Genomic DNA, 12543 nt, shown 5'->3' on the forward strand with positions numbered 1-12543 from the left:
TCTTCTATCTGGTGAGTGTTGCAGGGGCTGCTCATGGCTATTTCTGTCGAGTTTGAAAATATCGTTACCCGGTTTCCACAGCATCTGGCGGTGGTACAGGGGGAGCGTCAGTTGACCTATCAGCAACTGATGGAACATGTCGCCACCCTGGGTCAGGGCATTCTGGAACAGGGCGAAGACCACCCGTTTGTCCTGACCCTGCTGGGGCAGGACGTGAATCTGGTGACCGCGGTGCTGGCTGTCCGTCATGCCGGGCGCACGTTTGTGCCGCTGTCGCCGCAACTGCCGGAAAAACGGCTGGCGCTGCTGGCCGGGCGCTTTCCCGACGCCACGTTGATCACCAGCCGCCACCACCTGCCCAAGGTGGCGGCGCTGGGAGGGGAACGCCGGGTGGTGCTGGTGGATGAGGACGGCGTACCGGAGCAGTTGCCGCACGGTTACCTGAAACAGCCGATTGAGCAGCCTCATGCTTATGTCTATTTTACCTCCGGCTCGACCGGCACCCCGAAGGCGGTGCTGGGGCGGGACGAGAGCCTGTTGCACTTTATTCACTGGGAAAGCCGGGCGCTGGCCGTGACATCGCAGGATCGCGTCAGCCAACTGACGCCTCAGATGTTCGACCCGTTCCTGCGCGATCTGTTTCTGCCGTTGCTCAACGGCGCCACCCTGTGTCTGCCGCCGTCGTCCGAGCTGATTTATGACGCGCCGCGACTGCTGAACTGGATCCGCGAGCAGCGGATCAGCGTGATGCATCTGATTCCGTCGCTGTTTCAGGTGCTGCTGGAAAGCCCGGCGGCGTCGCAGGCGCTGGCGCAGGTGCGTTGCGTCGCGCTGGCCGGGGAGATGCTCAAGGGGGCGCTGGTGCGGCGTTTCGCCGACTGCGGCCTGCCGGATACCCGGTTATTCAATTTCTACGGCCCGACCGAATCCACGCTGGCGAAGGTGTGCTATCCGGTCTCGCCCGCGGATGTGGATCGCGCCGTGCTGCCGGTCGGCCAGCCTATCGACGATACCCGGCTGCTCATCGTCAACAAACAGTTGCAGCCGCTCAGTCAAGGCGTCGTGGGGGAGGTGTTGATTGTCACCCCCTGGCTCAGTGCCGGCTATCTGGAGGGGGATAACCGTAGCTTTATCACCCTTAACAACGGGGAAAGCGCTTACCGCACCGGCGACCTCGGCATGATCGACGCCGACGGCAACCTGATTTTGGCCGGCCGCAACGATACGCAAATCAAGATTGACGGCCAGCGGGTGGAAACCGGTGAAATCGAAGGCGTTCTGGAACGTCACGAACAGGTGCGTCAGGCGCTGGTGATGGTGGCGACAACCCCGCAGGGCGCGCGGCTACAGGCGTTTGTGGTGGCGCAGCCGCAAAGCGACCTGCGCCAGGAAGCGTTGCGGGACTGGTTAGCGCATTATCTGCCGGCCACCTGGGTCCCGGCCCATCTGCATATTCTCGATCTGTTTCCGCGTTTGCCGAACGGCAAAGTGGACCGCAAAGCGTTACAGGCGCTGTATCCGCTGGCGGCGGCCCGCACCCTGACCGGCGCGGCGCCGCAAGACGAACGTGAGCGCGCGCTGGCGACGATTTGGCAATCGGTGCTGCAACTGGACGCCATCAGCCGGGATGAGGATTTCTTCCAACTCAACGGCAGCTCGCTGCAGGCTATCCGCATGATCGCCCGGGTGCGCGAAGAGATGGGGCTGGAGCTGGCGTTCAGGGACCTGTATCAGGGCGCTACGCTGGCGCAGTGCGCCGCCGCGCTGCGTGAACCGGCTCCGGACCTGCAGGCCGACCACGAGGCATCCGCCACGCTCAGCGTCGAACAACAGGGATTGTGGTTGATCCAGCAGAGCCAGCCCGACAGTGCGGTCTACAACATGGCCTACCACGCGCCGTGGCAGGGGCCGCTCAACCTGGCGGTGCTGGAACGGGTGTGGCAACTGGCGCTGCAACGGTTCGACGCGCTGCGCACTACCTTTTTCGCGCAGGATGGCGAACCGCAGGCGCGGGTGGAGCCGTCAGCCGCACTGCGTCTGGAATTCGTCGACCTGTCGGCGCAGAGCGGCGACGCCGCCGAACGCTGGCTGGCGGAGGCGGCGATGCGGCCGTTTGCCACGTTTCAGGCGCCGCTGCTGCGGGTCGGGTGCCTGCAACTGCGCGAGCAGCACTACCACATCTGCGTGGTGATGCACCACATCATCGCCGATGAGGACTCGGTGCAGCGCTTGTGGCAGTGGGTGCTGCATCACTATCGCCGGTTGATGGCCGGCGGTCAGGCGGACGCGGTGGCGCCAGAGCTGGACGGCCAGTATGGGTATGCCCGCCAGCAGTATCGCTGGCTGCACAGCGACGCCGGGAAGCAGGCGCACGACTACTGGCGGCAGCAACTGACCGGCCCGTTGCCGCTGCTGCAACTGCCTTACGATTATCCGGCGCAGCCGGTGCAGCATTACCACGGCGGTCACGTACCGTTCAGCCTGTCGTCATTGCAGAGTACGGCGCTGCTGAACGTCTCCCGCCAGTATCGCGTCACCCCTTATCTGTGTCTGATGACGCTGTACAGCGCGTTTCTGTCGCGTTACTGCCGTCAGAGCGACATCCTGCTGGGCACCCCGGTGTCGCGCCATCATCAGGTTGCGCAGGACAATCCGTTCGGCTTGCTGTTTTCCGTGATGGCGATGCGCCATCAGGTGGATAAACGCCACCCGTTCGCGGTGCTGCTGGAGCAGGTCAGAAGCCGCTTTGTCGAGGCGTTACAGCACCCGCTGCCGTTCAACCTGCTGCCTGCGCTGCGCGAGGAAGCGCGTACGCCGGGCATATCGCCGCTGTTTCAGGCGTTTTTTGTCTGGCGCGAGGCGGCGCAGGCGGAACAACGCATCGGCGCGGCCAGCGTTAGCCCGCTGCATTCGTATCCGATGCCGACCGCGAAATATGAGCTGACGCTGGAAATGTGGCCGGAGGGGCAGCGTATCCACGGCAGCTTTGAATACGCCAGCGACCGTCTGGCGCCGGCGACGGTCGCGCGGCTGGCCGCCAGTTTCTGCCGTTTTATCGAGTCGTTTCTGGAGCAGCCGGAAAGCGCGCTGGGGGCGTTGCCGCTGCTGACCGACGCCGACCACCGGCAACTGCTGCACTGGAATCAGACCGCCAGATCGTTTGACGATCAGCTCTGCTGGCATCAGTTGATCGAACAACAGGCGCAGCGGACGCCGGCGCTGATCGCGGTGGAGTTCGGGTCGCAGACGTTAAGCTATCAGGAGCTCAATCAGCGCGCCAATCAGCTGGCTCACCTGCTGGTGGCGCAGGGCGTGGGGGCGGAAGTCACGGTCGGCATTAGTCTGGAGCGTTCGCCGTGGCTGATGGTGGCGATACTGGCGGTGATGAAAGCGGGGGGCGCCTATGTGCCGATTGACCCGGATTATCCGCTGAATCGCAGCCGCTACGTGATCGAAGACGCCGGGCTGCATCTGCTGCTGACCCAGCGAAAATTCGTGGAACATTATCAGGATGTTCCCTGCCGGCGCCTGTTGCTGGACGATCTGGAACCGGTGTTGCCGCAGCAGCCGGTCGATAACCTGATCAACCGTTGCGGCGTCTACAATACCGCCTACATCATCTACACCTCGGGGTCGACCGGCCAGCCCAAGGGCGTGCCGATCCGCCATCACGGCGTGTGCAATCTGGCGCTGGAGTTCCCGGTGCTGATGGACATCGGCGCGGGCGAGCGGGTGCTGCAATTTGCTTCCACCAGCTTTGACTCTTCGGTCTGGGAGATCAGCATGGCGCTGTGCCACGGCGCGACGCTGGTGATGGCGCCGCGTCTGGCGTTGATGCCCGGTCCGGACCTGCTGGAGCAGTTGACCCGTCTGAACATCTCTTATGTCACATTACCCGCGTCGGCGCTGGCGGCCTTGCCATACGCGCCGTTGCCGGCGTTGAAAGTGCTGATTGTCGCCGGCGAGGCGTGCGGCGTTGATCTGCTGCGCAAATGGGGCCGCGGCCGCCGCTTTCTCAATTCCTACGGTCCGACGGAAGCCACCGTCTGCGTCACCAACGCCGAATTGTACCCGGATGAGGGGCGCATCCACATCGGCAGCCCGATGTCGAACACCGAAGTGTGGATTCTGGACGAATTCCACCAGCCGATGCCGATCGGCGTGGCGGGCGAGCTGTGCATCGGCGGTATCGGGGTATCGGACGGGTACATCAACCAGCCTGAGCAGACCGCCAGCCGGTTCATCGTCCACCCGCTGAGCGACAAAGCAGGCGCCAGGTTGTACCGTACCGGCGATCTGGCCTGCTACCGCGAGGACGGCACCCTCGATTATCTGGGGCGAATCGACCATCAGATCAAGATTCGTGGTTTCAGAGTCGAACTGGGCGAGATTGAGTCCGCCCTGCGTCAGCACCCGGCGGTAAAAGAGGCGGTGGTGATGGTGCGGCCGGATTATCTGGCGGCCAGCGCTATCATCGCCTATGTGCTGCACGACGACGGCCGGGAGCCGGACCTGTCGGCGCTGGCGGATTCGCTGTCGGCGCGGCTGCCGTCGTTCATGTGCCCGTCCTGCTACGTGTTGATGACCGCCTTCCCGCATCTGCCCAACGGCAAGATCGACCGTAACCGCTTCCCGTTGCCGGAACAGCGCGATGCCCCGGCGGTAACGCCCGCCGCCAATGATGCCGAGCAGGCGATCATCGACGTCTGGCGCGAACTGCTGGGGCATGACGCCATCGGGCGCGATACCTCGTTCTTCGCTGCCGGCGGCCATTCGCTGCTGGCGGCCAAAGCGGTGGCCTGGCTGGCCGAACGACACCATATCAACCTGCGGGTCAGCGATATCTTCACCTGGCGCACCCCGATGCAGTTGGCCGCCAATGCGTCGCGGCAGGAGCGCGAGAGCCTGCTGCTGGCTGAACCGGCGCCGGCCTCGCTGCCGCTGAGCAGCGCCCAGCAGCGGATGTGGTTCCTGTCCCAGCAGGTGGCGGGGGATAACAGCTACCTGATCGGGCAGATCAAAACCTTCAGCCAGCCGGTCGAGGCGTCACGACTGTTGCACAGCCTGCAGCAGCTGTGGATACAGGCGCCGGTACTCAATACCCGGTTACGGCTGCAACAGGGCGTGGCGGAGCAGTATCTGTCGGATGAGCCGCTGGTGTGCGCCCATGAACGCTGGTCGCCGGGCGACCGGTCGGCGTGGCGCGATGCGCTGCAACAGTACGCCGAACAGCTACTGGCCCAGCCGTTCGAGATGCTGGACGGCCCGCTTTACCGGCTGACGCTGGTGGAGTCGGCGCAGGGCGAGGTCGCGCTGGTGCTGGTGCTGCATCATATTCTGGCGGATGAACAGTCGATGGGCCTGCTGGATGAGCGCCTGCTGGCGCTGTATCAACAGCAGCCGACCGTCCCGGCGGCGGTGAACTACCTGCAATACACCGCCTGGGAGCGGCGGGAAGACGTGCAGCGGCACTGGCAGTCGCAACTGCGCTATTGGCAGCAACAGTTCGCCGTGCTGCCGCCCGCGCTCAATCTGGCGCCGGCCGCGCTGGCGGGCGATAGCCAACGTACCGCGGGGTACGTCACCGTCGCTATGCCGCCGGAACTCGCCGGCGCGCTGCGTCATCTGGCGAAACAGCGCGACACCACGTTGTTCAATCTGCTGCTGGCGGCGTTTCAGATCCTGTTGCATCGCCACAGCGGCGAGCAGGATGTGGTGGTCGGCACCCCGGTGACGTTGCGCGACTGGCCGTCGCTCCAGTCCACCATCGGTCTGTTGCTCAACACGGTGGCGATTCGCCAGACGGTGGACGGCGAACAGACGCTGGAGCAGTTCATGGATGCCAGCGCACAGGTTTGCGCGCGGGCGCTGGCCAATAAGGATGTGCCGTTCGACCGGGTGGTGGATGCCGTGTTGCCGGCGGGCGAGCGCCCATCTTCGCCGCTGTTTCAGGTCATGTTTGTCTATAACGCCGCGCAGGATAAACCGACCGGGTTGGCGATAGATAATCAGCCGATCGACACGCCGCAGGCGAAATTCGACCTGACCTGTTTTGTGCGGGAAGACGAGCGGCAATTACACCTGGTGCTGGAGTATCGCGTCGCCTGTTTTAACGCCGCCCGTATTCGCTCGCTGGCCGACCATTACCTCACCGTGTTGCAACAGCTGATCGATACGCCGTCGCACACCATCGGCCGGTTGCCGATGCTGCCGCCTTCCGAGCAGGCGCTGCTGCGCGATACCCTCAATGATACCGCGCAGGCCGTTGACGCGCCCTGGGTGCATCAGCAGTTCGAACGGCAGGCGGCGTTGCGGCCGACGGCGGTGGCGCTACGCGTCGGCGATCACGCCATCAGTTACCAGCAGCTTAACCAGCAGGCCAACCGCATCGCCCACGCGCTGTTGCGACAGGGATTCGGCGTCGGCAGCCGGGTGGCGGTATACCTGCCGCGCTCACCGGCGCTGGCGGCGGCCATTCTCGGGGTGATGAAAAGCGGCGCCGCCTGGGTGCCGGTGGACGTGCGCTATCCGGCGGATCGGGCCAGTCTGATGATGCAGACCGCGGAAGTTCAGGCGGTGCTGACGCAGTATGACGTGGACATCGCCGCCCTGACATTGCCGCAGGCGGTGGTGCTGGATGTGGCCGCCTTGCCGCCCGACGACGACGCGACGAACCCGCTGTTGGCGATCGACGGCGAACAGCTGTGCTATATCCTGTTTACCTCCGGCTCCACCGGCGTGCCGAAAGGGGTGATGATCCCGCATCGCGGGCTGCGGCACTATCTGGACCATGCCTGCCGCGACTACGGTCGTCACGGCGGTCAGGGCAGCACGCTGCACGCCTCCATTTCTTTTGACGCGACCCTGACCAGCCTATTCCTGCCGCTGCTGTGCGGTCAGACGCTGCATATCCTGCCGGACGAGGATGATATCGGCGCGCTGGTCGATCTGTGGCAGCGGACGCCGGGGCTGACGATGGTCAAGATTACCCCGGCGCACCTGGAACTGCTCAGCCAGCAACTGCCCGCCGGGGCGGCAGGCCATGCCGCGATGCTGGTGGTGGGGGGCGAAAGCCTGTCCGCCAGCGCGTTGCGCTTTTGGCAGCAGCACGCGCCGCAGGTGCTGATCGTCAACGAGTACGGCCCGACGGAGGCCACGGTGGGTTGCTGTATCCATACCTTCGCCGCCGGTGAGACCGGCGGTGACGGCGCGGTGCCGATAGGCCGGCCTATCGCCAACACCCGGCTGTATCTGCTGGATGCACAGCGCCAACTGGTGCCGTTCGGCGCGCCCGGCGAATTGTACATCGGCGGCGACGGGGTGGCGCTGGGCTATTACCAGCGGCCCGACCTCACCGAACAGCGCTTTATCCCCGATCCATTCAGCGCCGACCCGGCGGCGCGGCTCTACCGCACCGGCGATCGCGCCTGTTACCTGCCGGACGGCAACCTCTGTTTTCTGGGGCGCACCGACAATCAGGTCAAGCTGAACGGCTACCGCATTGAACTGGAAGAGGTGGAAGCGCAACTGAGCGCCTGCGCCGGGGTCGTTCAGGCGGCCGTCGCTATCCGCGAGGTAGAAGGGCGGCTGCATCTGGTGGCCTGGCTGGTGGGCGATCGCACGCAGCAGGCCGCCATCCGCGGCGAGGTTGCCGGGCGTTTGCCGCGCTTCATGCGCCCGACCCAGTGGCAATGGCTGGCGTCCTTGCCGCTGACCGGCAACGGCAAGGTTCATCGTCAGCAACTGCAAAATCTGCCGTGGCAGCAGGCGGCGCGTGAGCGGCATCAGGCGCCGACGTCGGCGCTGGAACAGCAGTTGCTGGCAATCTGGCAGCAGGTGCTGGGGCGTGACGATATCTCCACCCATGATGACTTCTTTGCGTTGGGCGGCGACTCGATCCTCAGCCTGCAAATCGTGTTCCGGGCGCGGGAAGCCGGGCTGGCGCTGGCGGTGGATATGCTGTTCGACGCGCCGACCATCGCCGCGCTGGCGGATATCCTTATGCCCCGGCAGACGATGGTCGCCGATACCGCGCCGGTGACCGGCGCTTACGATCTGCTGCCGGTGCAGCGCTGGTTCTTTGCCCATCACGCCGAGCGTCCGCATCACTACAACCAGTCGATGTTGTGGCGGCTGCGCGATGACGCGGCGCCGGCGCATCTGCAAACGGCGCTCACCTGGCTGGTGAATCAACACGATGGTCTGCGCGCGCGTTTTGACGGCGCGCAGGCGGTGATAGGCGAACCGGTCGAGCAGGTGGAACTGGAGCTGGTGTCGCTGGATGACGCCGGACAACTGGACGCCGCCGCCGCCGCCGCGCAGGAAGGGCTGGATATCGCGCAAGGGCCGTTGTTCAAAACCCTATTGTACCGTGCGCCGCAGGGCGTCTGGTTGCTATTCGTCGCGCATCATTTGCTGGTGGACGGGGTTTCCTGGCGCATCATTACCGACGACCTGAGCCAGGCCTACCAGCGGTTGGCGCAGGGGCACGCGCTGGCGGCGGTGGCGAAAACCGCGTCGCTGCCGCGCTGGTCGCAGCATTTGCATCAGTATGCGCGCAGCGAAGCGGCACAGCAGGAAGACGCCTTCTGGCAGTGCTATCCGGCGCTGAGCGAGGTGCGGTTGCCGTGCGATAGCGCGCCGCAGGCGACGCCCGGCCGTGGGGAAGATGCCCGTAAGCTGGCGCTGAGCCTGCCGGAGAGCACCACCACGGCGTTGGTCCAGCATACCCATGCCGCTTATCGCACCAATCCCGGCGACCTGCTGCTGACGGCGCTGGCGCTGACGTTGCATGAGTGGAGCGGGCAGTCTCGCCTGCGCATCGATACCGAAGGACATGGGCGCGAACGGCTGCACGAGGCGCTGGATGTCAGCCGCACCGTGGGCTGGTTCACCGCCATCTATCCGCTGCATATCGAGCTGGATCGGCCGGATGATACCGGCTGGACGATTCGTCAGGTGAAAGAAGCCGTTCGTCAGGTGCCGCATCGCGGCGCCGGCTATGGGATTCGGCTGGCGGCGGCGTCGCAGGTGCATGACGCGGCGGATATCTGTTTTAACTACCTCGGTCAGTTTACCCAGGGGTTTGACGCCCCGCCGTTTCAGGGGGAAGCGCGGCTCGATTTGGCGAATCGCTATGCGCCGCACAGCCCGCGGGTCTGGCCGCTGGAGGTCGACAGCTACGTGCTGGACGGCAAGCTGCATCTGGAGTGGACGTGGAACGGCCAGTGCTATCGGGACGCGACCATCCGGCAACTGGCCGAGCGGATGCTGACCTGGGTGCGGCAATTGTCGCAGCACTGCCGGCAGCAAACCTCAACCCACTGGACGCCGTCGGATTTCCCGCTGGCGGAGCTGAGCGCCGGCGCGCTCGATACGTTGCAGCAACGCATCGGCGACATTGAGGATATCTACCCGCTGACGCCGATGCAGGAGGGGATGCTGTTCCACTCGCTGACCAGCGACGCCTACCATGAGCAGATCTGTTTCGATCTGCCGGCCAGCGCGGACATCGCCGCGCTGCGGCAGGCCTGGCAACGGGTCATACAGCATTACCCGGCGCTGCGTACCACGTTTGAACTGCACAGCGGCAGCGAGCCGTTGCAGGTGGTGCGCCGTCATCTGCCGATGGACTGGAACACGGTGATGCTCAACCGTGCGGATGCCCGCCGGCAGGTGCTGGACGCCGACCGCGCTCGCCGTTTCGACCTGCAACAGGGGCCGTTGCTGCGTCTGACGCTGATCGACGTCGGACAGGCAGGTCAGCAACTGTTGGTCAGTCATCATCACGCCATTCTGGATGGCTGGTCAGTCCGGGTGGTGATGGACGCGGTAGCCCGCTGCTGGGACAATCCGGACGCGGTATTGCCGCCGCCGCCCTCATTCCGCCGCTATGTGCGGCAGATCCGTCAGCGCAATCCGCAACGGGACGCTTACTGGGAGACGCAAGCCCGGCGGATGAGCCGCACGCCGCTGCCGCTCGGTCTGCCGCTCGGTCTGCCGCTGCGGCAGGCCAGCGAACGCAAGCAGGTGCTGCCGTTCACGCTGGACGAAGCAACCACGCGGCGGCTGTCGGACTTCGCCCGGCGCGAACAGCTTACTGTCAGCACGCTGGTGCAGGGCGCCTGGGCGCGCTTGTTGCAGGCCTGCGCCGGCGGTGAAACGGTCTTGTTCGGCATGACCATCTCCGGGCGTCACGCCGCACTGGCAGGCATGGATCAGATGGCAGGATTGCTGATCAATACCGTGCCCACCGTGATTGACTTACCCGCCGACCGGCCGGTCAGCGACTGGCTGCGTGACGTGCAGCAGCAACAGCGTCAGAACGAGCGTCATGGCGATGTGGCGCTGACGGATATCAAGTCCGCCGCCGGCCTGAACAGCAGCGACGCCCTGTTCGATACGCTGCTGGTGTTCGAAAACTACCCCGGCGCGGGCGAGCAGGAAGCCCGGCTGTTCCGGTTTGCCGACGCGCATGAAAGCACCAACTATGCGCTGACGCTGGTGGCGTCGCTGCATGAGCGCCTGCACGGCCAACTGGTGTATGACGACGGTCTGTACGAAGAAACCACCGTGCGGCAACTGGCGGAGGGGTTGCTGCGTATCCTGACGCAGCTTGACGCCGCCGCCACGCTTGCCGAGGTGTCGGCGTTGACCGACGCGCAACGCGCCCGGTTGCTGAGTCAGTGGCAAGGCCCAGCCCAGCATGTCGGCGCATCGAATGTCTATGCGCGGTTTGTCGAACAGGTGCAGTACGCGCCGTATGCCATCGCGGTTGTGGATGGCGAAACGCAACTGAACTACCGGCAGTTGCGCCAACGCGCCGAACAGCTGGCGATGCGGCTGCATCACGCCGGGGTGCGCGCCGGCGATCGCGTAGTGGTCTGGCTGCCGCGCAGCGTCGACTACCTGAGCGCCATTCTGGCGGTAAACCGGCTGGGCGCGTGCTACATCCCGGTGGATAGCCAGTGGCCGGACGAGCGCGTCAACTGGCTGTTGCAGGATTGCGATGGCCGGGCGCTGATCACCGACGCCACGCTGCGCGCACGCCTGACGCCGCCGGCATCGATAACGGTACTGGACGCGGCGCAGTGCCCGTGCGCCGATGAGATGGCGGTGACGCTGCCCGGCGAATCGCCGGCCGATACGCTGGCCTACATCATCTACACCTCCGGCTCTACCGGTACGCCGAAGGGGGTGATGATCGACCATGCCAGCCTGGGCAACTATCTGCAGGACGCGATAGCGCGCTATCGGATTGATGCGGACACCGACAGTCTGTTCCATTCCTCCATCAGTTTTGACGCCACCCTCACCAGCCTGTACCTGCCGTTGCTGGCCGGCGGCTGCATCCACATCATCCGCGAGGATGGCGACATCGCCGCGCTACAGCAGGCGATCCGCGCCAGCGGCGAACGGGTGCTGCTCAAAATCACGCCGGTACATCTCAACCTGCTGGAAAACCAGCTGACGGCGGACGACAAGCGTCGCGTGTCGGCGCTGGTGGTCGGCGGCGAGGCGCTGAACAGCGCGGCGGTGCGGCGTTGGCTCGATGATGCGCCCGACAGCCCTATTTTCAACGAGTACGGCCCGACGGAAACCGTGGTGGGCTGCTGCGTACACCGCGTCACGGCGCGGGAGCTACAGCACGGCGGCAGCGTGGCGATTGGTTTGCCCATCGGCAACACCCAACTGCTGATTCTGGACGAGCAGCAGCAACCGGTGCCGCAGGGCGCGGCCGGGGAGCTGTATATCGGCGGCGCCGGGGTGGCTCGCGGCTACTGGAATCGCGCCTCGCTGACCGATGAGCGGTTTCTGGAACTGACCACGCCGAACGGGCGGGCGCGGTTTTACCGCACCGGCGACCGCGTCTGCGCCGATACTGCCGGCACGCTGCACTATCTGGGCCGCTGCGATCGACAGATCAAGCTGCGCGGCTACCGCATCGAGCCGGGCGAAATCGAGGCGCAGCTGTTGCTGCACCCGCAGGTGATGCTCAGCGCCGTGCAGTACCTGCCGCAGCGGGAGGCGCTGGCGGCGTGGGTGGCGTTGCGCGAGGGCGCGGAGGTCGACGAACCGGCATTGCGTCAGTTCCTGGCGAGCCGCTTGCCGACCCACATGGTGCCCGGCTCGATCCAGGTGCTGGCGACGATGCCGCAAACCGCCAACGGGAAGGTGGACTATCGTGCGCTGCCGGCGCCGCAGTGGGATACGCAGACCGAGGGCGCGGCGCCGCAAACCCCGCTGGAACACTCGCTGCGCGATATCTGGCGCGAGGTGCTGAAACACGACCGGATCGGTTGCGATCAGAACTTCTTTGCGCTGGGCGGCCATTCGCTGCATGCGTTGCGTATTGCCGCCCGTATTGAGCAACAGCTGGCGCTGCGGGTTTCGCTGACCGACCTGCTCCAGTACCAGACCATTCAGCAACTGGCTGAAAAAATTAACGCGGCCGATACCGCACCGGGAACGGTGACCTCGGCTATTAAACGCGTCGCCCGCGTGCGGCGCTCAGATTCCTCATCCACCGCGGTGTAAACAAAG

At 65.1% G+C, this 12543-nt stretch carries 1 protein-coding gene; it reads left to right on the forward strand.

Annotation, left to right across the window (positions count from 1 at the left end):
• Positions 1-33: 33 nt before the first annotated feature.
• Positions 34-12537 (forward strand): non-ribosomal peptide synthetase, encoded by a 12504-nt coding sequence (locus CVE23_RS07725; RefSeq protein WP_100849229.1) that lies wholly within the window; start codon positions 34-36, stop codon positions 12535-12537.
• The last annotated feature ends 6 nt before the right edge of the window (positions 12538-12543 follow it).

It is taken from the genome of Dickeya fangzhongdai, from assembly GCF_002812485.1.
Lineage (GTDB): Bacteria > Pseudomonadota > Gammaproteobacteria > Enterobacterales > Enterobacteriaceae > Dickeya > Dickeya fangzhongdai.